26 protein-coding genes are annotated in these 23,497 nt (G+C 65.4%); 17 read left to right on the plus strand and 9 right to left on the minus strand.

Translation table 11 applies throughout. The annotated features are described in order from the left end of the window. The first annotated feature begins 42 nt into the window (after window positions 1–42). The 5 genes from ABIB95_RS38500 (at window position 43) to ABIB95_RS38520 (ending at window position 3,923) form a co-directional block, all read left to right on the plus strand. Entirely contained in the window at window positions 43–285 is a 243-nt protein-coding gene (locus ABIB95_RS38500; RefSeq protein WP_014491932.1) for a DUF4170 domain-containing protein, read from the plus strand. Next, on the plus strand, window positions 282–995 hold the full coding sequence (locus ABIB95_RS38505) for a lysophospholipid acyltransferase family protein (RefSeq protein ID WP_166344723.1): 714 nt from the start codon (window positions 282–284) through the stop codon (window positions 993–995). Before ABIB95_RS38500 ends, ABIB95_RS38505 begins: the two co-directional genes overlap by 4 nt. After that, window positions 958–2,292, plus strand: coding sequence for a 3-deoxy-D-manno-octulosonic acid transferase (locus tag ABIB95_RS38510; RefSeq protein ID WP_354247665.1), 1,335 nt, complete (start codon window positions 958–960; stop codon window positions 2,290–2,292). Before ABIB95_RS38505 ends, ABIB95_RS38510 begins: the two co-directional genes overlap by 38 nt. Continuing rightward, a complete protein-coding gene (gene lpxK / locus ABIB95_RS38515; RefSeq protein WP_354247668.1) occupies window positions 2,285–3,301 on the plus strand; it encodes a tetraacyldisaccharide 4'-kinase in 1,017 nt (338 codons plus the stop codon). The genes ABIB95_RS38510 and lpxK overlap by 8 nt, the downstream gene beginning before the upstream one ends. Window positions 3,302–3,587: 286 nt before the next feature. Beyond that, the gene (locus ABIB95_RS38520) at window positions 3,588–3,923 is read left to right on the plus strand and encodes a GYD domain-containing protein (protein WP_063985608.1); all 336 of its coding nucleotides are present in this window, start codon (window positions 3,588–3,590) and stop codon (window positions 3,921–3,923) included. 383 nt (window positions 3,924–4,306) lie between these two features. Here the strand turns inward: ABIB95_RS38520 and ABIB95_RS38525 are convergent, their stop codons facing one another. After that, entirely contained in the window at window positions 4,307–4,504 is a 198-nt protein-coding gene (locus tag ABIB95_RS38525; RefSeq protein ID WP_223153847.1) for a hypothetical protein, read from the minus strand. Window positions 4,505–5,014: 510 nt separating this feature from the next. Here ABIB95_RS38525 and ABIB95_RS38530 point away from each other — a divergent pair. Beyond that, window positions 5,015–5,329, plus strand: coding sequence for a hypothetical protein (locus ABIB95_RS38530; RefSeq protein ID WP_354247671.1), 315 nt, complete (start codon window positions 5,015–5,017; stop codon window positions 5,327–5,329). 154 nt (window positions 5,330–5,483) lie between these two features. Here ABIB95_RS38530 and ABIB95_RS38535 read toward each other — a convergent pair whose 3' ends face one another. Further along, entirely contained in the window at window positions 5,484–5,711 is a 228-nt protein-coding gene (locus tag ABIB95_RS38535; protein WP_014491939.1) for a DUF2093 domain-containing protein, read from the minus strand. 194 nt (window positions 5,712–5,905) lie between these two features. Here ABIB95_RS38535 and ABIB95_RS38540 point away from each other — a divergent pair, with 194 nt between their 5' ends. Next, on the plus strand, window positions 5,906–6,730 hold the full coding sequence (locus tag ABIB95_RS38540; RefSeq protein ID WP_354247674.1) for a dienelactone hydrolase family protein: 825 nt from the start codon (window positions 5,906–5,908) through the stop codon (window positions 6,728–6,730). Between the two features lie 225 nt (window positions 6,731–6,955). Continuing rightward, complete coding sequence (locus ABIB95_RS38545) at window positions 6,956–7,105, plus strand: hypothetical protein (RefSeq protein ID WP_008130160.1); 150 nt, start codon at window positions 6,956–6,958, stop codon at window positions 7,103–7,105. 159 nt (window positions 7,106–7,264) lie between these two features. Here the strand turns inward: ABIB95_RS38545 and xseA are convergent, their stop codons facing one another. Next, complete coding sequence (gene xseA / locus ABIB95_RS38550; RefSeq protein WP_354247753.1) at window positions 7,265–8,887, minus strand: exodeoxyribonuclease VII large subunit; 1,623 nt, start codon at window positions 8,885–8,887, stop codon at window positions 7,265–7,267. 136 nt (window positions 8,888–9,023) lie between these two features. Between xseA and ABIB95_RS38555 the strand changes: the two genes are divergently transcribed. The 6 genes from ABIB95_RS38555 to ABIB95_RS38580 all read left to right on the plus strand — a co-directional run bounded on the left by ABIB95_RS38555 (window position 9,024) and on the right by ABIB95_RS38580 (window position 14,450). Further along, on the plus strand, window positions 9,024–10,034 hold the full coding sequence (locus ABIB95_RS38555; RefSeq protein ID WP_354247676.1) for an alpha/beta hydrolase: 1,011 nt from the start codon (window positions 9,024–9,026) through the stop codon (window positions 10,032–10,034). 256 nt (window positions 10,035–10,290) lie between these two features. Next, on the plus strand, window positions 10,291–10,884 hold the full coding sequence (locus tag ABIB95_RS38560; RefSeq protein WP_354247679.1) for an inner membrane-spanning protein YciB: 594 nt from the start codon (window positions 10,291–10,293) through the stop codon (window positions 10,882–10,884). 11 nt (window positions 10,885–10,895) lie between these two features. Then, window positions 10,896–11,453, plus strand: a complete 558-nt coding sequence (locus ABIB95_RS38565) for a hypothetical protein (RefSeq protein ID WP_354247682.1) — start codon at window positions 10,896–10,898, stop codon at window positions 11,451–11,453. 4 nt (window positions 11,454–11,457) lie between these two features. Next, the gene (locus ABIB95_RS38570) at window positions 11,458–11,760 is read left to right on the plus strand and encodes a winged helix-turn-helix domain-containing protein (protein WP_028157942.1); all 303 of its coding nucleotides are present in this window, start codon (window positions 11,458–11,460) and stop codon (window positions 11,758–11,760) included. A 285-nt stretch (window positions 11,761–12,045) separates the two neighbouring features. Next, window positions 12,046–13,329, plus strand: coding sequence for a phosphoribosylamine--glycine ligase (gene purD / locus ABIB95_RS38575; RefSeq protein ID WP_354247686.1), 1,284 nt, complete (start codon window positions 12,046–12,048; stop codon window positions 13,327–13,329). Between the two features lie 215 nt (window positions 13,330–13,544). Then, on the plus strand, window positions 13,545–14,450 hold the full coding sequence (locus ABIB95_RS38580; RefSeq protein ID WP_354247689.1) for an alpha/beta fold hydrolase: 906 nt from the start codon (window positions 13,545–13,547) through the stop codon (window positions 14,448–14,450). On the opposite strand, the gene ABIB95_RS38585 is transcribed toward ABIB95_RS38580, so the two are convergent. Next, entirely contained in the window at window positions 14,447–14,905 is a 459-nt protein-coding gene (locus ABIB95_RS38585) for a nucleoside deaminase (RefSeq protein WP_071909524.1), read from the minus strand. The genes ABIB95_RS38580 and ABIB95_RS38585 overlap by 4 nt on opposite strands. Window positions 14,906–15,024: 119 nt before the next feature. Between ABIB95_RS38585 and ABIB95_RS38590 the strand changes: the two genes are divergently transcribed. Together ABIB95_RS38590 and rsmD are read left to right on the plus strand one after the other, a co-directional pair. Then, the gene (locus ABIB95_RS38590) at window positions 15,025–17,151 is read left to right on the plus strand and encodes a pseudouridine synthase (RefSeq protein WP_354247692.1); all 2,127 of its coding nucleotides are present in this window, start codon (window positions 15,025–15,027) and stop codon (window positions 17,149–17,151) included. Further along, window positions 17,152–17,706: a 16S rRNA (guanine(966)-N(2))-methyltransferase RsmD gene (gene rsmD, locus ABIB95_RS38595; RefSeq protein WP_354247695.1), complete on the plus strand. Its 555-nt coding sequence runs from the start codon at window positions 17,152–17,154 to the stop codon at window positions 17,704–17,706. A gap of 103 nt (window positions 17,707–17,809) precedes the next feature. Here rsmD and mutL read toward each other — a convergent pair whose 3' ends face one another. Then, window positions 17,810–19,621 carry a DNA mismatch repair endonuclease MutL gene (gene mutL / locus ABIB95_RS38600; protein WP_354247698.1) on the minus strand — a complete coding sequence of 604 codons (1,812 nt, stop codon included), beginning with the start codon at window positions 19,619–19,621 and terminating at the stop codon, window positions 17,810–17,812. Between the two features lie 242 nt (window positions 19,622–19,863). Here mutL and ABIB95_RS38605 point away from each other — a divergent pair, with 242 nt between their 5' ends. Beyond that, the gene (locus ABIB95_RS38605; protein WP_208084502.1) at window positions 19,864–20,181 is read left to right on the plus strand and encodes a ribbon-helix-helix domain-containing protein; all 318 of its coding nucleotides are present in this window, start codon (window positions 19,864–19,866) and stop codon (window positions 20,179–20,181) included. A 229-nt stretch (window positions 20,182–20,410) separates the two neighbouring features. Here ABIB95_RS38605 and ABIB95_RS38610 read toward each other — a convergent pair whose 3' ends face one another. From ABIB95_RS38610 to ABIB95_RS38625, 4 genes are read right to left on the minus strand one after another with little or no spacing between them, the layout of a single operon-like run. After that, window positions 20,411–21,979, minus strand: a complete 1,569-nt coding sequence (locus tag ABIB95_RS38610) for a GMC family oxidoreductase (protein ID WP_354247702.1) — start codon at window positions 21,977–21,979, stop codon at window positions 20,411–20,413. A gap of 29 nt (window positions 21,980–22,008) precedes the next feature. Next, a complete protein-coding gene (locus ABIB95_RS38615) occupies window positions 22,009–22,557 on the minus strand; it encodes a gluconate 2-dehydrogenase subunit 3 family protein (RefSeq protein WP_354247705.1) in 549 nt (182 codons plus the stop codon). Between the two features lie 45 nt (window positions 22,558–22,602). After that, window positions 22,603–22,998 (minus strand): VOC family protein, encoded by a 396-nt coding sequence (locus tag ABIB95_RS38620; protein WP_354247708.1) that lies wholly within the window; start codon window positions 22,996–22,998, stop codon window positions 22,603–22,605. Further along, complete coding sequence (locus ABIB95_RS38625) at window positions 22,999–23,385, minus strand: c-type cytochrome (protein WP_354247711.1); 387 nt, start codon at window positions 23,383–23,385, stop codon at window positions 22,999–23,001. Window positions 23,386–23,497: the final 112 nt, after the last annotated feature.

Genomic DNA, 23,497 nt, shown 5'->3' on the forward strand with positions numbered 1-23,497 from the left:
TCGAACACTGCTTTGCCGGGCAGCCCGTTAGGAACAGAACCCATGCCAGATAGTGCCCCGCAACAATTGCTGCATCTCGTCATCGGCGGCGAACTGCTCGATCTCGAGCACAACACCTTCAAGAACCTCGACGACGTCGAGATCGTCGGCCTCTATCCGAACTATGCGTCCGCCCACGTCGCCTGGCGCGCCAAGGCGCAGAGCACGGTCGACAACGCCCAGATGCGCTACTTCATCGTCCATCTCCATCGGCTGCTCGACCCGAATCAAGAACCGGCACGTTGAAAAAACTGCTTCGCAATACGCTGCGAAGCAGCTGGCTTCAGCGTGCCGTCGGGGTTCTGGCGGCCGAATATCTGCGTCTGGTCTGGCGGACCAACAAGTTCACGTTCGATCCGCCTGACGTCTATGACATCGTCGAGCCGCAGATCCCCGCGATCTTCGCCTTCTGGCACGGCCAGCATTTCCTCACGCCTTTCATCAAGACCAAGGAGTCCTACCGGGCCAAGGTCCTGATCTCGCGGCATCGCGACGGCGAGTTCAACGCGATCGCCGTCGAGCGGCTCGGCATCGGCCTGATCCGTGGTTCCGGTGACCACGGCGGCGCCTTCCACCGCAAGGGCGGGGTGGGCGCGTTCAGGGAAATGGTGCACACGCTCCAGGACGGTTGTAATGTCGCGCTGACCGCCGATGTCCCGAAGCGCTCGCGCGTGGCCGGGCTCGGCATCATCATGCTGGCACGGGAATCGGGGCGGCCGATCATGCCTTTCGCGATGGCGACCAGCCGCTTCATCCGGCTCAAGAACTGGGACCGCACCACCATCAACCTGCCGTTCGGGCGGGGCGCATTGGTCGGCATCAAGGAAATCCACGTGCCGCCGGATGCCGACGCCGCCACCATGGAAGCGCTGCGGCTGGAGCTGGAAGAGACCTTGAACGAGGCAACCCGCCGCGCCTATGCGCAACTCGGCCGTCCGGGGCCCCAAGATGGCTAACTCGCTGCCGATAACGCTGCGGATGTACCGGCGCCTGGCCTCGGGCCTGGTGCCGCTTGCGCCGGCGCTGATCAAGCGGCGGCTGAAGCAGGGCAAGGAGGATCCCGCCCGCGTCGGCGAGCGGCGAGGCCTGTCCCGGGACGTGCGTCCGCACGGCCCCCTGGTCTGGATTCACGGCGCCAGCGTCGGCGAGGTGCTTGCCGCAGCCGCGCTGATCGAGCGCCTGCGCGACCTCAATCTGCGCATCCTGCTCACCTCGGGCACCGTCACCTCCGCCGCCGTCGTCGCAAAGCGCTTTCCGCCCGACGTCATCCATCAATACGTGCCGTATGATTCCCCGCGCTATGTCGCGCGCTTCCTCGATCACTGGAAGCCGTCGCTGGCGCTGTTCATCGAATCCGATTTGTGGCCGAATCTGATCCTGGCGGGCGCCGCGCGCCGCCTGCCGATGGTGCTGATCAACGGGCGGATGTCACCGCGCTCCTTCCCGCGCTGGCGGCGGATGTACGGCACCATCTCGGCGCTGCTGTCGCGGTTCGACATCTGCCTGGCGCAATCGAAGACCGATGCTGAACGTTTCTCCGCGCTCGGCGGTCGCGACGTGGTCACCACGGGCAATCTCAAGCTCGACGTGGCCGCGCCGCCGGCCGATCCCGCCAAGCTCGAGCGGCTGATGGCGATGACGCGCGGCCGCCCGATCATCGTCGCGGCCTCGACCCATCCGGGCGAGGACGAGATGCTGGTCGCGGCGCATCGCAGTCTCGTCGGTTTCTTCCCGCAGCTTCTGACCGTGATCGTGCCGCGGCATCCGGATCGCGGCACCTCGATCGCGGGCCTGATCACGGCGTCGGGCCTGAAGCCGGCGTTGCGCTCGCGCGAGGAATTGCCGACGGCCGCGACCGACGTCTATGTCGCCGACACCATGGGCGAGCTCGGCCTGTTCTACCGCCTCTCGCCGGTCGTGTTCATGGGCGGATCGCTGATCCGTCATGGCGGCCAGAATCCGATCGAGGCAATCAAGCTCGGCGCTGCGATCGTCCATGGTCCGCACGTCTTCAACTTCGCCGATGTCTACGAGGCGCTTGATAGCAGCGGTGGCGCGCGCCAGGCCGACACACAGGAGGCGCTGGTCAAGCAGCTCGGCCAGCTGCTAGCCGATCCCACGGTGCGCGACGGGATGCAGCGCGCCGGCGCAGGCGTGGTCGAGGATCTCGGCGGTGCACTCAATCGCACCATGACTGCGCTCGAGCCCTATCTCCTGCAGCTCACCATCGAGATGGGGGCCGCCAATGCGTGAGCCGGCCTTCTGGTACCGGCCGCGTTCCTTCAAGTCTCATGCGTTACGGCCGTTGGGCTTGCTCTATGGCGCGATCACCGAACGGCGCATGCTGCGCCAGGGCTTTGACGCCGGCATCCCCGTGATCTGCGTCGGCAACTACCATGTCGGCGGCGCCGGCAAGACGCCGACCGTGCTCGCACTGACGAAGCTGTTGCGCGAGCTCGGCGAGACGCCGGTGGTGCTCAGCCGCGGTTATGGCGGGCGCCTCAAGGGTCCGGTCATGGTCGACCGCGAGCGCCACACCGCTTCCGACGTCGGCGACGAGCCGCTGATGATGGTGCGCGACGTTCCTGTCGTGGTCGCGCACGACCGTCTCGAAGGCGTCGCGCTCGCGAAGTCGCGGGGCGCGACCGTGATCCTGATGGACGACGGCTTCCAGAATCCGCACCTGCTGAAGGACGCCTCCCTGATCGTGATCGACAGCGAGCGCGGCCTCGGCAACGGCAAGGTGTTTCCGGCCGGTCCCTTGCGTGCGCCGCTGAAGGCGCAGCTCGCGCGCACCGATGCGCTGGTGTTGATCGGCAATGGCCATGCCGCCAACGATGTCGCGGCGGAGCTTGCGAAGCGCGACAAGCCGGAGCTGCGCGCGCGCCTGAAGCCGGATGCGGCCTCGGTCGCGCAACTCCTCGGCAAACGAGTCTTTGCGTTCGCCGGCATCGGCGATCCCGCGCGTTTCTTCCGCAGCTTGCGCGCCTGCGGCATCGAGGTCGCGCGCACGCGCCCCTTCGCCGATCACCACATGTTTTCGCAGAACGAGATCGCGGCGCTCGCAGCGGAGGCGCAGCGCGAGCAACTCACGCTGGTGACGACGGAAAAGGATCTTGCGCGCCTGCGCGGCCGCGAAGGCGTCCCCGACGGCATCGTGCCGTTCGCGGTGCAGCTCGAATTCGATGATCCGGCAGCGCTCCGGCAATTGATCAGCGATCATCTCTACAAGGCGCGCGAGCGGCGGTTCGGCAGGCGATGATGTCTTGATGATTTCCTGGCGTGGGCAAAGCGCTCCGCCGTAGCCCAACACCGCGCGCCTTGCGATATGCGACATGTCGCGGCGGATGAATTGTCTTCCGCACATTCGGGAGTTGATGTAGCCTTGCAGGAGAGCCGTCACCGGGACGTGCCGAACTCCCGGCAATCATCGGCGGCGTTTATGCCCACGGCGGGCAACGTACCTTCATCATTTCAGATGCGAGACCGTTACGATCAGTTCGGAACGGCCGGAGAGTTATTGCCAAAAGCTCAGAGGAGAACATGCCATGCATTTTTGCCTCACTGGACAATATACACCACGCGCTCTCAACGCCATTTTGGAAAACCCCACGATCAATCGCCAGGAGGCGGCGACAAAACTCATTGAAGCGGCCGGCGGCAAGCTGATTTCGATGTACAGCGTTGCTGCCGACGGTCCGGGCGTTTTGGTGATTTTCGATGTGCCTGATCCGAGCACGGCTCCGGCCATCTCCGGTCTGACCGTCACGGTGGGCACCCTGCAGAACGTGAAACTGACCCGGCTGTTCACGCAGGACGAGATCAAGCAGGTCCGCCAGAACGCGGCGAAGCTGCGCTCTTCGTATAGTCCGCCCGGAGGCTGACATCCGGATCTCACGCGATGCCGCCGCAATGGTATCAGGCGGCGGCAACGCTTACCTCACAGCAAAAAGCAGGTCTGCGCGCTGAGGCGAGGCGAAAGCCCTCCGGCGTCCATCGACGGACGATGCGGGAGGGCGCGTGCTGTGTCCGGCGCCACAGGTCCGACTGAACGTGCTTGCCAGCGGACCCGTTAAGGGCGTGCAAGCCCGGCTCAGCGGTCAGTCCCCTCACCAGGCTCCAACAGCCATCATTCCGATGATGGTCAGGCACGAGACGCAGGCCACCATGACAGTATAGCATTCGGGTGTATTCATCGCTTGCTCCCAAACTGCCGCCAATTGCTTGGTCACTGCTACACGGGAGAGTTCGCCGGTCTCGGGCCGCTTCAATGCGGCACGCCGCGACCGGTCTTGCGTTGTGCGTCCGTCCTCTCATCGTCACCCTGATCCGCAAGATGATGATGCGCTTCGGAAGCTTCAGAGCGTTGAGCTATGATCAGAAGCTGTTTCCGCATTTCAGCGAGGCGGGCGCGGCAATATTCACGATAGAGCATGTCTAGTATGGTGGGCATGATCACCCCCATCGTTGACTTTCGACTTACAAAGTATCCACCGCGAATTTTCGAGGTGATCGTAGCCCGTCAGATGGCTCTTCCGATGTGAGCCCGTTCACAGACTGCGCCAATTCCAAAGCTCAATGGCCGTTTGGTTGACTTGATGGTCTGTGCGACAAAGGAGCAGGGCTAATTACCTAACGCGCACTCTAGCAGCGCTCTGTTTCACCAGAACTTCGTCAAACAACTTAAGGGCGCCGAACCGCAGCGAAAAATCCAACCACAGCGCGAAGTGACTTACCACGGAGTGCAAGCGCGATTCGATGCAACGCGAATCGGCGCGACGGAGAACATTTCGGCGGCGAGGCGCGCAGTCCAGGTACGCGCGAACATCGTCTCCATCCTCATGTTGCGCGAAAGGCTGTGCCGCTCGTGCGGCGCCGGCAGGAGAGTTACACTTTGCTCACCCTGTAGCAGCCGGCCATTCAGGCAACATTCATCGCTAGACGCCTATCGGTTCCAGACGATCAGGAGAATCCGATGAAACTGCCATCCGCAGCCGTCGCTGCCAGTCTTGTGTGTCTGATCATTGCGCCCGTGTTTGCGCAGACGGCGCCGACGACGGCTCCCGCTGCCCCAACCGGCACGGTGCCAGTCCCCGCGACCAAGCGCGTCACGTGTCTTGCGACGACGCAGAGCCTGAAGGGACAGGACAAGCGCGACCAGATGCAGCTCTGCATGGCGCAGGCACGGGTCGATTGCCTGAAGCAGGCGATCGATCAGAAAGTGGTCGGTGAGACCAGGAAGACTTTCATCAAGACCTGTGTGGGCGCGGATGGTCCCGAGCCGCAATAGCCGCGCGATGCCACGAACTCGGTCTTGTTGGGCGGGCAAGACGACTTGTCCGCCGAAGCTGAGCGAGCGAAGGCGGAAGCGTGCCTACATTGTTCGTTGCGGTCGTGAAGAGATGGCGGGCACGGCGCGAGGCGCCTTTGCCCACCCTACGCGATCACGGCTGCGGCTTCAGCGCGCCGGGGAAATGCCGCTGCAGCACGGCGGCGGGGGTGGCGTAGGCCTCTTGCAGATCCACGCTCCAGTACTTCAATTCGTCGAGCGGAATCCGCGTGTCGGTGATCGCGCAACGGACGAAGGTCCCCGGCGAGATCACGCGGAAATCGCCGTCGAGATATTGCACCTGCGCTTCGCCATGGCCCGAGGGGCCGAACTTGTTCAGCACGGTCGAAAGTCTCCGTGGAAGGCCTCTCCGTGGAAAACCCTGGAGGGCACGATGTGTTGGACGGGATTTAGCATAGATAGGGTGGCTTGTCCGCCCGGTAAACCCACCGGTTTGTGATGTTTTGCCGCCGTTTCCGCATGATAGTGCTTCGCGCGAGGGATGGCCGGTTCCGGCATCTTCCACGGCAGAATCCGATGCGCCTTCGACTGACCGCCCTGTTCCTTATGTCGCTGATGTCGGCCGCGCACGCCGCGCCGGCGCCGCAGCAGGTCGACATTCCCCTGTCGTCCGGAATCCTGCATGGGCAGCTCTACAAGCCCGAAGGCGAGGGGCCGTTTCCGACCGTGATCGCGCTGCACGGCTGCGGCGGCCTTGGCAATCATTCAGAATCGGTGCTGCCGCGCTATCGCGACTGGGCGCTGCAATTGCTGAAGGCCGGCAACGCCGTGCTGCTGCCCGACAGCTACGGCTCGCGCGAGCTCGGGCCGCAATGCCGCGTCAAGGAGATGCACATCAAGGCGCGGCGCGAGCGCGTCGCCGATATCGCGGCCTCGCGCGCCTGGCTGATGAAGCAGAGTTGGGTCGCGCGCGACCGCGTCAGCCTGATCGGCTGGGCCAACGGCGCCAGCGCACTGCTCTGGGCGGTGCGTCCGCAGAGCGCCGCGCGCGACGCGGGGCCGGATTTTCGCGCGGCGATCGCGTTCTATCCGGATTGCCGGATCTCCGCCGGCCTCGGCTGGAGCGCGCGGGTGCCGACCCTGGTGCTGATCGGCGCCAATGATGACGTCTCGTCGCCGCCGGCCTGCCGCCAGATGGTCGACGGCGCCCGCGGCCGCAGCGCGCTCACGCGCATCGTGGTCTATCCCGGCGCCTATCACGATTTCGACCGCGCCAATACGCCGCTGCACGCAGCTGCCGGCACCACCGACGCCGCCGCGCCCGAGCACGGCCATCTCGGCACGGACGCAGAGGCGCGCGCGGAGTCGCAGAAGGAAGTCGCGGAGTGGCTGGCGCGGTGAGGGCGGTCCTGTAGCCCGGATGGAGCGGGCTTGTCCCGCCGTAGCTCGATAGAGCGAAGGCGGAAGCGGGGTCGCCCGAGGAACAACGTCAGGCGGACAGCCCCGCATCGACCACCGCCCTGCACGGAGTATGGCCGACCGTGAATCTACGTATCGCGTGTCGCGGCGGTTTCAGCAGGTGACGGCGCCTTAGTTCGACCACGATGTCGATTAAACGCAGTCCTCATGCGCAATCGCTTCGTCCTGTTCTCATCCGCACTGATCGTCTTCACCGTCGCGATCTTCCTGTTCGAAGCCCACGCCGGCGCGCCGATGATCGCGCCGGAACATTGCGGCTTCTGGACCACGATCGACGCGGGATTGTCCTGCCGGTAGGCGGGCTACGAGCTGTTTCCACACCCTTGCTGTCATCGCCCGGCTTGACCGGGCGATCCAGTACTCCGAGACGTCAGCGATTGATCGAGAGGCCGCGGCGTACTGGATTCCCCGCTTTCGCGGGGAATGACAGCGGGGGCGGGGCAACGCTGTCGCGTCTCAAAACAAATTGCCCTGATCCACCGGCTTGGCCATGCGCTTCGGCGCAGGTTTTACGTCTTGCGTGGCCGGCTTTGCCTGCGACGGCGCGCGCTTTGCGGCAGGCGCCGGGCGATCCGCATCCGCCGTCGCACCGACACGGCCGTCCGCAAACTCGATCTCGACGCGAGCGCCGGGACCAATCGCGTCGGCCGCATGCAGGGGATGGCCGGCTTCATCCCGCACCAAGGCAAAACCGCGCGCGAGCACGCCGCGATACGACAACGCCGAGAGCAGCTTGCCGCTGTTCTCGATGCGGGCATCCAGCCGCTGCAACAGCGTGACAAGCGCGCGGCCCGCGCGTTCGGCCAGACGATGCGTGCGCTCGCGCTGGCGTGCGATTGCGTTGCGCTGCGCCTGCGCATTCGAAAGTTTCGAGGCGCGCAAGCGCACCTCCAGCCCGGCGAAACGGTCGCGCCGTTGCCGCAGCAGCGAGCGCGCGGACAGGCCGAGCCGCTCGCCGCATACGGTGAGGCGGTGATCAGCCTGCGAAATCTGCCCGTGCAGCACCCGCAGCGTCAGCTTTGCGCTCGCCGCGGTAAACCGGCGGAAATGCGCGTGCGTGTTGGCCTTGAGGCCGCGGGGTAGCGAGGCGCCCGCCGAATCCAGCCGCTGCCGCGGGATCGCGAGCAGATCGCCTGCCGCGGGCAGGGCGCGCGCGGCGGCGCGCAGCTCGCTGCGGCGGCTCTCATGGGCACGCTGCCAATAGGCGCGGGTGCGCCGTGCGAGATCGGCGACCTCGACGAAGAGATCGCTGCGCACCGGCACCGCCATCTCGGCCGCCGCCGTCGGCGTCGGCGCGCGCTTGTCGGCGACGAAGTCGATCAGCGTGATGTCGGTCTCGTGCCCGACCGCCGAGATCAGCGGGATCATGCTCTCGGCTGCTGCCCGCACCACGATCTCCTCGTTGAACGACCAGAGGTCCTCCAGCGAGCCGCCGCCGCGTGCCACGATCAGCACATCGGGCCGCGGAATCTTGCCGCCCTCGGGCAGCGCGTTGAAGCCGCGGATCGCGGCTGCGACCTGCTCGGCCGAGCCTTCACCCTGCACCTTGACCGGCCACACCAGCACGTGGCGGGGAAAGCGGTCCTCGAGCCGATGCAGGATGTCACGGATGACGGCGCCGGTCGGCGAGGTCACCACGCCGATCACCTCCGGCAGCCAGGGCAGCAACTGCTTGCGCGCCTCGTCGAACAGGCCCTCGGCGGCGAGCTTCTTCTTGCGCTCCTCCATCAGCGCCATCAACGCGCCGATGCCGGCCGGCTCCAGCGCCTCGATCACGATCTGGTACTTGGAGGAGCCCGGATAGGTGGTGAGCTTGCCGGTGGCGATGACCTCGAGCCCTTCCTGGGGCTTGAAGCGCATCCGCCCGTGCACGCCCTTCCAGATCACCGCCTCGATCTTGGCGCTCTCGTCCTTGAGCGCGAAATAGCAGTGGCCGGAGGAGTGGGCGCCGCGGAAACCGGAGATCTCGCCGCGGACCCGGACATGGCCAAAGGCGTCCTCCACCGTCCGCTTCAGGGACTGCGAGAGCTCGGAGACGGTGAATTCGGGGGCGTTGAGCAGTGGTTCCGCAGGCGGCATCGGCAAACGATTCGGCATTTTGGGGTCAGACCCGACGTTAAGGATTTTCGCGGCGCGGCGCCAATCCGGGGATTGATATGAAGAGTACTCTGTAATATAGAGTTCTCTATTGATGATCAGTTCGAGGGAGTTTGCGATGGCGATGCGGCTGCTGCGGGGTTCTCTAAGCCTGTTGAAATGGGGCCTGTGCGCGGTTGGCGCTGTCGCGCTGTTGCTCACCGCCCTGATCGCGACGCCGCTGGAGCGGCCTGCCGAGATGCGCTCTGTCTCGGACTCCGCCAAGGGGATCGACTGGTCCACCCTCCCGCCGCTGGAGCGCTTCCAGGCCCGCGACGGCACCTGGCTTGGCTTCCGGCACTACGCGCCGAAGGGGACGGCCACCGACCGCGGCGCCATCTTCATCCATGGATCGTCCGGTTCCTCCGGCACCGTCAATCATGCCCTGACGGCGGCATTCGCCGCGCACGGCGTCGAAACCTGGGCACTCGATACGCGCGGCCATGGCGCCTCCGGGACGCGCGGTGATATCGGCTATGTCGGCCAGCTCGAGGACGATCTGGTCGACTTCGTCGCCCATGTCCGTAAGGCCGCGCCCGATTTGCCGCTGACCTTGATCGGTCATTCCGCCGGCGCCGGCTTCTCGTTGCGTGTTGCCGCGACGCCGATCATGCAGGACCTGTTCGTCCGCACTGTCCTGATCGCGCCCTATCTCGGCTACGACGCGCCGACCAACAAACCGCACGCCGGCGGTTGGGCCAATGCTGACCTTCCGCGCTACTTCGGGCTGGCGGCGCTGCGCAAGCTCGGCATCGAGTGCTGTGCGCAGCTTCCGGTGCTCGCCTTCGCCGTGCCGGCGAATTCGGCCAAGTACCTCACCTCCACCTATTCCGACCGCCTGATGCGCAACTTTGCGACACGCGGCTACCGGCTCGATCTGCCCGGGGTGACACACCCGATGACGATTTTCGGCGGCGCCGACGATGAGATGATGATCTCGGACAAATATGCCGAGACCGTCCAGGCGGTGAAGCCGTCGGTCGACGTCAAGATGATCGACGGCGTCAATCACATGGGCATGGTCACCAACCCGAAGGCGGTCAATGCAATCGCCGAGGACGTGGCAACGCGCGGGAGCGGGCAGTCATGATGCGACGAGTTGTTGGCAAGGCAATCGCATATGGGAGCGGCTTCCCAGCGGCCATCCTTCGAGACGCCCGCCTGCGGCGGGCCCTCAGGATGAGGGCGGAGTTTGCGGCAGTCGCTTCACCGGGTACTGGTGCAGCTGAGCCTCATCCTGAGGAGACCGCGAAGCGGTCGTCTCGAAGGACGAGGCGCTTGCTCGGGCGTAGCCATGTCGTCATATGCGATTGCCCTGCTGTTGCTGGCAAGCTGTGGAGACAGCCATGAAAAACCTGTTCGAAGCCGGAAAACTGCTGCTTCTCGACATGGCGGCGACGCTGTTCTTTCTCGCCCTTTACCTGCTGACCCACAATGTGACCCTGTCGGTCGTGCTTGGCATGGTGCTGGGCGTGTCCCAGATCGGCTGGCAAGTCGCGCGCCGCAAGCCGATCGACACCATGCAGTGGATGAGCCTGTTTCTGGTGCTCGGCGCCGGCACCGTCACGCTGATCACCAACGATCCGCGCTTCGTGATGATCAAGCCGAGCGTGATCTACATCGTCGTCGGCGTTGTGATGCTGAAGCGGGGATGGATGAATCGTTATCTGCCGCCGATTGCAATCGAGCTGGTGCCGGATATCGCAATCATTGTCGGCTACGCCTGGTCGGGCCTGATGTTCTTCTCCGCGGCGTTGAACGTGATCGTGGCTCTCAATTTCGATGTCGGGACCTGGTCGGCTGCCATGTCGATCTATGGCATCGTCAGCAAGGCCTTGATGTTCCTGATCGGCTACACGGCCATGCGCACCATTGGCGTTGCGCGTAAACGACGTCTTGCCGGCGACCGCCCGCGCGATGTTGCGCCGATGCCGGGTTGATGGGGGCCGCCATGATCGACAGCAAGCAGGCGGCTGAGGCGCTCGCCGACATCGACGACATGGTTCATCGCGTTCGGCGATCGCGGGTCTACGACATCGCAAGCCAGATGATGATCCTTTGGGGCGCCCTGGTGTTCGCCGCGAATATCGCCACCTGGCTCTGGCCGCGTGAAGGCTACCCCATCTGGCTCGCCGTTTATGTCCTCGGCCTTGCTGGATCGTTTGCCATCAGCGCGTCCAAACAGGCCAGCACGGGCGTACGCAGCAGCTTCGACCGGCGGATGTTCGTTGCCTTCCTGCTGTGCATCGCCTTTGGCTATTTCTGCTCGCTGGTCCTCGGACATTTCTCGCCACGGCAGCAGGGCGCATTCTGGACGATCTATTTCATGCTGTTCTATGCGCTTGCGGGGCTATGGCTCGCCTACGCCTTCGTCGCAATTGCGGCGTGCATCACGGTGTTGACCCTGGTCGGCTATTATTTCGTGGCCGGCGACGCTTTCGTGCCGTGGATGGCAGTCGTCAATGGCGCCGGCCTGATCGGCGGCGGCCTCTGGATGCGGCGGAGCTAGCGTGATGGCCGAGCTCGACGACATCATCCACCAGCCGCTGCGGCTCAAGATCATGGCCGCACTGAATTCGCTGCCGGCAACCGCCGCGGGCCTCGAATTTTCCCGGCTCAAGAAGCTCACCGGCGCCACCGACGGCAATCTCGGCGCGCATATCGAGACCCTGGCCAAGGCCGGCTACGTCTCCGTGGACAAAGCCTTTGTCGGCAAGAAGCCGCAGACGACCGTGACTGCCACCGCCGCTGGCCGCGGCGCTTTCGCGCGGCATGTCGCGACCTTGCAGGAGATCATTGCGGGGAAGCAGGTTTAGCGGCGATTGTCATTCCGGCGCGCCCTGCCTCACCCTCTCCCCTTGTGGGAGAGGGTGGCTTCGCGAAGCGAAGCCGGGTGAGGGGTCTCTATCCTCACGAACGGTCGTGCGAGTGGAGAGAACCCCTCATCCGGCGCTTCGCGCCACCTTCTCCCACAAGGGGAGAAGGGAAACAGCGAAGCGCGCGCGCCCCGGAATGACGGGGAGTTCGGGGCGTTTCCCCTTGAGACCCGCGCCGATTCGTGCGACCTCCGCCCCCAGCAAACCCCTTATTCTGAGCCCTCGATGCACATTCTCCTGCTCGGTTCCGGCGGTCGCGAACATGCCCTGGCGTGGAAAATCGCAGCCTCCCCCCTGGTGACCAAATTCTGGTGCGCGCCCGGCAATGCCGGCATCGCGCGGGAGGCGGAATGCGTGGCGCTCGATGTCGCCGACCATGCCGCCGTGATCGACTTCTGCAAGACGAATGCGGTCGAGCTCGTGGTGGTCGGCCCGGAGACGCCGCTGGCCGCCGGCATCGTCGACGACCTCACCGCCGCCGGCATCAAGGCGTTCGGGCCGAGCGGGGTGGCGGCGCAGCTCGAAAGCTCCAAGGGCTTTACCAAGGCGCTCTGCACCGAATTCGGCATTCCGACCGGCGCCTACAAGCGCTTCACCAACGCCAATGATGCGCGTGCCTATGTCCAGAGCCAGGGTGTGCCGATCGTGGTCAAGGCCGACGGACTTGCCGCCGGCAAGGGCGTTGTGGTCGCCAAGACCGTGCGCGAGGCCGAGGACGCCATCGCCATGATGTTCGAGGGCGCCTTTGGCGATGCCGGCGCCGAGGTCGTGATCGAGGAATTTCTGCCGGGCCGCGAGATCAGCTTCTTCGCGCTGTGCGACGGCGAGACCGCCATCCCTCTCGCTTCCGCGCAGGACCACAAGCGGGTGTTCGACCACGACGTCGGCCCGAACACCGGCGGCATGGGCGCCTATTCGCCGACGCCGCTGGTCACGCCCGCGATCCACGACGCGATCATGGCAAAGATCATTTTGCCGACGGTTGCCGGCATGAAGCAGCGCGGCACGCCGTTCCGCGGCATCCTTTACGCCGGGATCATGCTGACCACCCATGGCCCAAAGCTGTTCGAGTTCAACGTTCGCTTCGGCGATCCCGAGTGTCAGGTGCTGATGCTGCGGATGATATCCGACATCGTGCCGGCGTTCCTCGCCTCCTGCGACGGGGAGCTTAAGCACTTCGACCTGCGCTGGCATCCGGACTCCGCGCTCACCGTGGTGATGGCGGCGAAGGGCTATCCCGGCGACTATCAGAAGGGCACGCGCATCGAAGGGCTCGATGACGCCGCCAAGGTCGAGACCGCCGAGATCTTTCATGCGGGCACGGTTGAGAAGGACGGCGCGATCCTCGCCAATGGCGGCCGCGTGCTCAATGTCTGCGCGCTCGGCAAGACCGTGACGGAAGCGCAGGCGCGTGCCTATCAGGCCGTCGACCGCATCAACTGGCCGGAAGGCTTCTGCCGCCGCGACATCGGCTGGCAGGCGGTGGAAGCCGAGAAGGCCCGGGGCTGACAGGCTTTTTTCCGGAATACGCGCATGGTGGCATCACGATTGCCGCGTGCCTCCGCCCCGCCACATCGACATTCCAAAATTGCGCAATCGCCTGTTGGGGTTAGCAACCCTCACAGGTGACCACCGTGCTACTGTGCATGGGGTTGTTTTCGACATTTTTGTTCGAGGCGGCCCGGGACTGACCAGACAGGACTGACCAGATAAGGATGCCGAAGATGTCCGATCTCGCCGACCTCTATCCGGGCTTTGGCTCCGAGTGGGTCAACACCTCCTTCGGCCGCATCTTCGCCCGCGTCGGCGGCAAGGGGCCGCCGCTGCTGTTGCTGCACGGCTTCTCCGAGACCAACGTGATGTGGCACCGCGTGGCGCCGCAGCTCGCCGACAAGTTCACGCTGATCATCGCCGATCTGCCGGGCTATGGCTGGTCCGACATGCCCGAGAGCGATGCGCAGCACATCCCCTACAGCAAGCGCGCGATGGCGAAGGCCATGGTCGAGGCGATGGAGCAGCTCGGCCACGTCCACTTCGCGCTCGCCGGCCACGACCGCGGCGGCCGGGTGTCGTATCGGCTCGCGCTCGACCATCCCGGCCGGCTGTCGAAGCTCGCCGTGCTCGATATCCTGCCGACCTATAATTACTGGGAGCGGATGAACCGCGCCTACGCGCTGAAGATCTATCACTGGACCTTCCTCGCCCAGCCCGCGCCACTGCCGGAGACGCTAATTTCAGGCAATGGCGAGTTCTTCCTGCGCTTCAAGATGGCAAGCCAGACCAAGTCGAAGACGCTGGACGCGATCGACCTGCGTGCACTCGAACATTACATCGCCCCGTTCCGCGATCCCGCCCGCGTGCATGCGATGTGCGAGGACTACCGCGCCGGCGCCTATTTCGATTACGACCTCGACAAGGTCGATTTCGAGGCCGGCAAGAAGATCACGGTGCCGATGCTGGCCCTCTGGGGTGGCGCAGGCATCGCCCAGGCCGCCGCAACGCCGCTCGATACGTGGAAGCAATGGGCGACCAACGTCGACGGCATGCCGGTGGACTCCGGCCATTTCCTCACCGAGGAGAACCCGGACGTCACCGCAAAGGCGCTGCGCGAGTTTTTCTCGGCGCCTTAACGCCGCTCGCGAAAGAAGTCCTTGAGCAGCCGCGCCGCCTCGCTCTCGCCGACCCCGGAATAGACATCCGGCGCATGATGGCAGGTCGGCGAAGCGAAGAACCGCACGCCGGACTCGACCGCGCCGCCCTTGGGATCGGCGGCGCCGTAATAGAGCCGCCTGACCCTTGCAAAGGAGATCGCGCCCGCACACATGGTGCAGGGCTCCAGCGTCACGTAGAGGTCGCAGTCGACCAGGCGCTCGCTGCCGATCTTTTTGGCGGCCTCGCGCAGCGCAATGATCTCGGCATGGGCGGTCGGGTCGTAATCGGTCAGCGTCCGGTTCGCCGCGGTGGCGATGACCTCGTAATTTCGGACCACGACGCATCCGATCGGAACTTCGCCCGCCTTTCCGGCATTTTCGGCCGTTTTGAGCGCCAAATCCATGAAAGAGGGGGCTTTCAAGCCTCGTATCATCGCCAGAAACCTGCTAGTAGCTCCGCCTTCAGCAAGAGTGAATACCGGATTTGCCTGAGCATGCGGCTCGAAACGAGCGCGCACAATGCTTTCTGGCCACCCCCTAAGTGAGATTATTCATGCCTCGCGACAGCGACAAAGACAACGATTCCCGCGGCCGGCGTGATCGAGGCCCGGCAAGGGGAGGCCCGCCCAAGGGCCGGTCCGGCAAGCCGCGCGGCCCTGAGAAGAAATTCGCCAAGCGCGGCCCTGAGGGGGGCGACAGCCGCCCGCCCCGCGGTGACCGCGACAGCCGTCCGTTCCGCCGCCGCGAGGAGGGCGATGCCCCGCGCCGCGATTTCAGCGACCGTCCGAAATTCAAGCGCGACGACCGTGGTGGTGAGGAGCGCGGCGAGCGCAGTTTCAAGCCGCGCGGCGACCGCCCGTTCTCCGATCGCGGCGCGCGCGATGGCGAGAAGCGGCCGTTCAAGCCGCGCGGTGATCGCCCGTCCTATGGCCGTGACGACCGTCCGCCGCGCAGCCGGGATCGCGACGATTCCCGTCCCGCCGGCCGGTTCGGTGACAAGAAGTTCGGCGACAAGCGGCCCTACGCGCCGCGTGGCGACCGCCCGGAACGCAAGTTCGACGGCGAGCGGAAGTTTTCGCGCGGCGCACCGGATCGCGAACGCGACCGTGGGGATCGCAGCGATCGCCCGCGTGACTTCGGCGACCGCCCGCGCGATCGTGGCGAGCGCAGCGATTCGAAGCCTTGGCAGAAGCGCGACGCGGGTCCGCGTGGCGATCGTCCGCCGCGTAAGGACTTCAGCAAGGGTCCGCGCAAGGATTTCGGCGGCCGTGACCGCAGCGAAGACAAGCCCTGGCAGAAGCGCGACGATCGGCAGGGTGGCGGCGATGACCGTCCGCGTTTCTCGCGTTCGCGCGACGATCGCGCGTCCGGCGATCGTCCGTTCCGCGAGCGGCCCAAGTTCGATCGGCCCAAATTTGATCGCCCGCGCGACGACCGTCCGAAATTCGATCGGCCTCGTCGTGATGGTGATGGCGAACGCGGCGATCGTCCCAAATTCAATCGTCCGCGCGAGCGCTCCGAGGGCCGCTCCGACTGGCACGAGCATCCGCGCAACGAAGGCCGCTTCGGCGACCGTCCGCGCCGTGAAAACGAGGATGAGAGCAGGATCTTCGAGAAGCGCCCCGCCTTCGGTGGCCGCGGCGCCTATCGTGACCGTGATCGGGATTTCGAGGGCCGTCCGCGCCGTGACGAAGCACCGAAGCCGAAGAAGGCCGGCGAGCGTATCGCAAAAGTGCTGTCGCGTGCGGGCCTCGCCTCGCGCCGCGACGCCGAGGAGATGGTCACGCAGGGCCGCGTCGCCGTCAACGGCCGCGTCATCAATTCGCCGGCGCTCGACATCACCTCGAACGACGTCGTCACTGTCGACGGCAAGCCGTTGCCGGAGCGTGAGCGTACGCGGCTGTTCCTCTACCACAAGCCGCGCGGGCTGATGACGACGCATGACGACCCCGAGGGCCGTCCGACCGTGTTTGACAATCTGCCCGAAGGCCTGCCGCGGCTGATCTCGATCGGCCGGCTCGACTTCAACACCGAAGGCCTGCTGCTGCTCACCAACGACGGCGGGCTCGCGCGTACGCTCGAATTGCCGGACACCGGCTGGCTGCGCCGCTACCGCGTCCGCGCCCATGGCGACGTCACCCAGGCGCAGCTCGACGAATTGAAGAACGGCATCGAGGTCGAGGGCGTCAAATACGGTCCGATCGAGGCGACGCTGGAGCGCGACCAGGGTGCCAATGTCTGGCTGGTGTTCGCGATCCGCGAAGGCAAGAACCGCGAGGTGCGCAACGTCTGCGCCCATCTCGGGCTCGAGGTGAACCGGCTGATCCGCGTATCCTACGGGCCGTTCCAGCTCGGCGAGGTCCCCGAAGGCCAGGTCGAGGAGATCAAGTCGCGCGTGCTGCGTGATCAGCTCGGCGACAAGGTGATCGAGAAGTCGGGCGCGCAGTTCGACGTTCCGAAGAAATCTTCTTCGCCCGACGGCGAAGCGCCACGCGAGAAGAAGCCTGCCAGCAAACGTGACGTGATCAACGATCGCAAGGGCCGCCGCGTGCTGGTACAGCGCACCGGCAGCGAGGAGGCGCGCGAGCGCAACGAGTCCGAGGCCAACGGCTACGGCCCGCCGCGCCGCCCCAAGCGCGGCTATCACGGCAAGCGCGATCTGACGCCGCGGGAGGACTGATTGCGCGTCGTCGGCGGTCGTTTGAAGGGGCGCAATCTGGCCTCACCGTCCTCGCGCGACATCCGCCCCACGGCGGACCGGCTGCGCGAGTCCGTGTTCAACATCCTCGTGCACGCCTATGACGATCCGATCGAGGATGCGCGCGTGCTCGATCTCTTCGCCGGCACCGGTGCGCTCGGCATCGAGGCGTCCTCGCGCGGCGCGAAGTTCACGCTGTTCGTCGACAACGGCGCCGAGGCCCGCGCGCTGCTGCGTAACAACGTCGAGACGCTCGGCCTTGGCGGCGTGACCAAGGTCTATCGCCGCGATGCGACCGATCTCGGGCCTGCGCACCCTGTCGAGCCGTTCTCGCTGGTGTTCCTCGATCCGCCCTATGGCAAGGGATTTGCGGAGAAGGCGCTTGCGAGCTTGCGCGACGGTGGCTGGCTCACGCCGGGTGCGCTGCTCGTGGTGGAAGAGGCGAAGGCCGCACAGTTCGTGACGCCGGAAGGTTTCGAGGAATTGGAGCGGCGGGCGTATGACGACACGGAGTTCGTGTTTCTGAAGAGGCCGTAGTCTCGCTGCCGTAGGGTGGGCAAAGGCGCAACGCGCCGTGCCCACCAACTTTCTGCGATCGCGATAGGTGGTGGGCACGCTTCGCCTTGCCCACCCTACAATCTCACCTCCGCCCGAACAGCTTCTCCACGTCGCTCAGCTTCAACTCGACATAGGTCGGGCGGCCGTGATTGCACTGGCCGGAGTTCGGGGTGTCCTCCATCTCGCGGAGCAGGGCGTTCATCTCCTCGGGCCGCAGCCTGCGGCCGGCGCGCACCGAGCCGTGGCAGGCCATGGTCGCGGCGACGTGCATCAGGCGGCGCTCCAGCGGCAGCGCCTCGTCCCATTCGGCCATGTGCTCGGAGAGATCGCGCAGCAGCCCGCCTGCATTGGTCTTGCCGAGCAGCGACGGCGTCTCGCGCACCGCGACCGCGCCGGGGCCGAAGGACTCGATGGCGAGGCCAAACGATGCGAGCTCTTCGCTGCGCTCCAGCAGGCGCTCCACCGTGGCCTCGTCCATCTCGACGATTTCGGGGATCAGGAGGATCTGCCGCTGCACGCCGTTGGCGGCGAGCGAGGCCTTCAGCCGCTCATAGACGATGCGCTCATGCGCGGCATGCTGGTCGACGATGATCAGGCCGTCGCGGGTCTGCGAGACGATGTAGGTCTCGTGGATCTGGGTGCGCGCCGCGCCGAGCGGGCGGTCAACGAGGTCGCTGACGGGCTGGGTCTCGATCCGCACATCCGCACTGGGCGCGCCGACATCGAAGGCCGCCTGTGCGCGCTCGGCGAAGACGGGCGCAGCCGATCCGTCGAACGACGGCATCGGCGCGACCGGGGCGGATGGCGAGGCGCGCCAGTCCCAGCTCGCAGGCCGCGGCGTGAACGCCGGGCGGAACGAGGACAACGCGCTCTCGCCACTGTTGGCGGCCGTGCGCCGGCCCTCCCGCGCGAGCGCGTCCTTCAATCCGTGCACGATCAGCGCGCGCACGAGGCCCGCATTGCGGAAGCGCACCTCGGTCTTGGCCGGATGCACGTTGGCATCGACCTCGCGCGGATCGAGCGTGACGAACAACGCCAGCACCGGATGGCGGTCGCGCGGCAGATAGTCGGCATAGGCCCCGCGCACGGCGCCGAGGATCAGCTTGTCGCGCACGGGGCGGCCGTTGACGAAGAGGTATTGCCCGAGCGCATTGGCCTTGGTCAGCGCCGGCGCTGCCGCATAGCCGGCGACGACGACGCCCTCGCGCTCGGCATGGACCTCGATGGCGTGGCTGCGGAACTCCGCGCCCAAAATGTCGCCGAGCCGCGTCAGCCGTCCGGCGGCGCCGGGCAGCGCGGCGGTCCAGGTCACCGGCGCGCGCTCTTCGCCCGCGAGCGTGAAGGCGACGTCGGGCCGCGCCATGGCGAGGCGCCTGACCACCTCGCGGATCGCCTCCGCCTCGGTGCGATCGGTCTTCAGGAATTTCAGCCGCGCGGGCGTTGCATAGAAGAGGTCGTTGACCTCGACGCGCGTGCCATACGCCAGCGCCGCCGGCATGATCTCGGACTTGTCGCCGCCCTCGACTGACAGCGCCCAGGCATGTGGTTCGCTCGCGTGCCGCGTGGTGATGGAAAGACGCGCCACCGAGCCGATCGAGGGCAGCGCCTCGCCGCGGAACCCGAGCGTGCGGATCTGGAGCAGGTCCTCGTCGTCGAGCTTGGAGGTGGCATGGCGTTCGACCGCGAGTGCGAGGTCCTTCGCGGTCATGCCGTCGCCGTCGTCGGTGATCCCGATCCGCCGCCGGCCGCCGCCATCGGTGAAGACGTCGATCCGGCTCGCGCCGGCATCGATGGCGTTCTCGACCAGTTCCTTGACCACGCTTGCCGGACGTTCGACCACCTCGCCGGCGGCGATGCGGTTGACGACTTGCTCTGGCAGTTGGCGGACGGGCATGGGGCTTTCGATCTGGATTCGCTGACGGCGCTATTCTAGGCCGTGTTGCGTCAAAAGCATGTGTTGGGCAACAGCCGTGTGGCGGCCTGGGGAAGAGGGATGCCTATCACATTGAAGAGATTGGACGTTCGAGAAAATCGCGCAACCGGGACGGAGCGATCGTTCTGCCTGCCGTCCTGATTGTGGGGGCACGGGCAGCGGTGTAGCATCGTGAAAAAATGGCAACAGGACGGGAGGACGCCATGTGCAATTTCTTCGCGCACCAGCCCCAACGCAACTACGAATCCCAGACCCGCTCGTTGCGGATCGGCGGGCACTGCACCTCGATCCGGCTGGAAATGGCGTTCTGGGACACGCTGGAGGAGATCGCGGCCAAGGAGAGCATGAGCGTCGGCAAGTTCCTGACCACGCTCTACAACGAGGTGCTCGACCATCACGGCGAGGTCAATAATTTCGCCTCGCTGCTGCGCTGCTCCTGCCTGATCTACCGCTCCCGGAGCATGGTGCCGGTGCAGGATTTCAAAGCAACTGTCGCGCCCATCCTCGATGCGGCCGAGTAGCCGTTGCCGTGGCAGCCCGCATCCGCATTCTCAACGCCATCATGCCGAACGTTCTCGGCCTGCATGGTTCGAGACGCCCGCCTCGGCGGGCTCCTCACCATGAGGGTCTGATATCTCGCCGCGCAACACGACCTCATCCTGAGGGCCCGCCGTAGGCGGGCGTCTCGAAGGATGGCCGCAGGCGAAATGCCTGCCACGTTCTTCCAATCAGACGGGATAACGCCCGAGGTCAAATCTCCTTTTTCTGCATCGCGCCGGCGATGTAATCCGCCTGCCGGATCGCGAGCGCGACGATGGTCAGCGTCGGATTGCAGGCCGCCCCGCTGGTGAACTGACTGCCATCCGAGACGAACAGGTTCTTGACGTCGTGGCTCTGCCCGAACTTGTTGACCACGCCATCCCGCGGCTTCTCGCTCATCCTGTTGGTGCCGAGATTGTGCGTGCTCGGATAGGGTGGCGTCGGATAGGTCACCGTGGCGCCGACGGCGTCATAGACCGCAGCACCCTGCTTGTAGGCATGTGCGCGCATCGCGAGATCGTTGGGATGGTCGTCGAAATGCACGCTTGCTACCGGCTGGCCGAACTTGTCCTTCACGCTTGGGTCGAGCGTGATGCGGTTGGTCTCCTGCGGCATGTCCTCGCCGACCAGCCACATGCCGGCCATCCTGGGATAATCGTCGAGCGCCGCGGTGAACGGACGGCCCCAGGCGCCGGGGTTGAGGAACGCCGCCATGAACGGCAGGCCGATCGACAGCGTCTCCATCTCGTAGCCGCCGACGAAGCCGCGCTTCGGATTGTTGGCGGATTCATCACGGATAATGCCGGCCATAGTGGTGCCGCGATACATGTGCACCGACTTCTCGAACACGGCGTAGACGCTGCCGGTCATGTGCCTCATGTAGTTGCGGCCGACCTGGCCCGATGAATTGCCGAGGCCATCGGGGAACATGCTCGAGGCGCTGTTGAGCAATAGCCGCGGGCTCTCGATCGAATTGCCGGCCACCGCAACGATACGCGCCTTCTGGCGCTGCATCGCGCCGGTCTCGTCGGCATAGACCACGCCGGTCACCTTGCCGCCGGCGTCATGCTCGATCTTGACCGCCATGCTGCTGGGCCGGACTTCGAGATTGCCGGTCGCCTCGCCCTTGGGGATTTCGGTGTAGAGCGTCGACCATTTCGCGCCGGATTTGCAGCCCTGGAAGCAGAAGCCGATCTGCTGGCAGGCGCCGCGGCCGTCACGCGGCTGGCTGTTGATGGCCATATTGCCGGTATGCACGGTCTTGTAGCCGAGCTTCTTCGCACCGGCCTCCAGCACCTTGAAATTATTGTTGCCGGGAAGTCCGGGAATGCCGTTGGTGCGGGTCACGCCCATCTTGTTCTCGGCCTTGGCGTACCATGGCTCGATCTCGGCGAGCGTCACCGGCCAGTCCAGCAGGTTCGCGCCGGGCAGGCCGCCGTAGGTGCTCTTCACCTTGAACTCATGCTCGTCGAAGCGCAGCGACGCGCCGGCCCAGTGTGTGGTCGAGCCGCCGACCGCCTTGACGATCCAGGCGGGAAGGCCCGAAAAATCCTTGGCGACGCGCCATGTCCCCGACGTGGTGCGGGCATCGGTCCAGGCGAGCTGGGAAAAGCTCTCCCACTCGTCGTTGACGAAATCCTGGTTCTCGATGCGTGGGCCGGCTTCAAGGATGACCACCTTGACGCCCTTCTGCGCGAGCTCGTTGCCCAGCGTGCCGCCGCCGGCACCGGAGCCGACGATCACCACAACGCTGGAGTCGTTCAGATCGAATTTTGCCATATGCGTTCTCCTGAACCGTTGGGTGAGGCTTAAGCCTTCGGCAGCCAGTCGATGTCGGCGAAGCCGCGGTTGATGTAGCCGCCATGCTCGGCGGAGGAACCCTCGTAGCCGAACCGCGGCCAGACCTCTTTCTGGTTGTAGAGCGACACGACGAGGTCGCCGCGCACCTTCTGGAAGAAGTCGCTCTGCTCGATCTCCGTCAGCAGCACCACGCGGTCGGCTTCCCATGGCACTTCGGCGTAAGCCACCTTGTGGCGATCCCGCGCGTTCTGATCGAGCCGCGTGATGCCGTCGCTGATCAGAGACTTGACGGCGGGGTCCTTCGCCGCCTTGCCGTCCCACGGCTTGATCGCGGTGATGTAGTAGCTGTCGCCGAGGACGTCGTGCGGATAGATGTCGCGCGCGACCTTCAGCAGCGTCTTCATCGTTGCGGGCGAGAGCGTGCTGGCATCATCCGCCCAGGCATCCTCGATGCTGACGGCGACGTTGGTCGCGACAGCGACGACCGGAACGGCGGTCGCCGCTCCCTTGAGAAAGACGCGGCGGCTGTGCTTGCTTCGACGATCGACTTCTCTCATGGCATTCCTCCGTAGATTTTGTGATTTGGATTTTTGTGATTTTGATCAGCCGAAACGACCCCCTCGCTGGATCACCTCGATCTTGTAGCCATCGGGATCGCTGACGAAGAAGAAGCGCGCCAGCGTCTTGCCGTCGTGCTTGAAGTCGCGCAGCGGTCCCGGTGAGAGCTTCTCGCGCTCGAAGCGGGCATGTTCGGCATCGAGATCCTCGACCACCACGGCGATATGTCCGTAGCCGTCGCCGAGCTGGTACGGCTCCTTGCGATCGAAATTCACCGTCAGTTCGACTTCGAAAGGTGAGGAGGGATGACGCAGATAGATCAGGGCAAAGTCCGAAAATTTCAGATGGTCGGCGACCTCCAGGCCGAAGGCGCGCTTGTAGAAGTCGAGCGAGCGGGCCTCGTCGAACACGCGGATCATGGAATGAACGGGCTTTGCCATTCAGTTCTGCTCCCTGAGAAAAGCGATGATGGCGGCGCGCGTCTCCGGCTTCGCCTGCCGGTAGACCATCGTCACGCCGGGAATGACGGCTTGCGGATTGCTCAGCCAGGCGTCGAGCCTGGTCTCGTCCCAGGCGAAGTCCGCTTTCGACAGCGCCTCCGAGTATTTAAAGCCTTCGGTCTTGCCGGCGGGACGGCCGACGACCTTCACCAGCGGGGGGCCTTGCCGCGCCGGTTCTGACAGGCTCGTCGTGTGGCACACCGCGCATTGCTGCTTGAACAGCGTCGCGCCATCCGGCGGCTTGCCGGCCGGCAAGGGCATTTGCGCATCGGCAACCCGCGTCACCAGCACCATCGCGGTGCACAATCCAAGCACGACTGCGCGCATCGCCAAGAATCCGCCCATCCACATCAACGTGCGCAAACTCTAGGCGGCGTCAAAGATGCGGTGGTAGTAGCGGGCTGTTTCGATGCGCGCGGAGACACTGGTGGCCGCGTGT

Source organism: Bradyrhizobium sp. LA2.1 (assembly GCF_040547725.1).
Lineage (GTDB): Bacteria > Pseudomonadota > Alphaproteobacteria > Rhizobiales > Xanthobacteraceae > Bradyrhizobium > Bradyrhizobium barranii.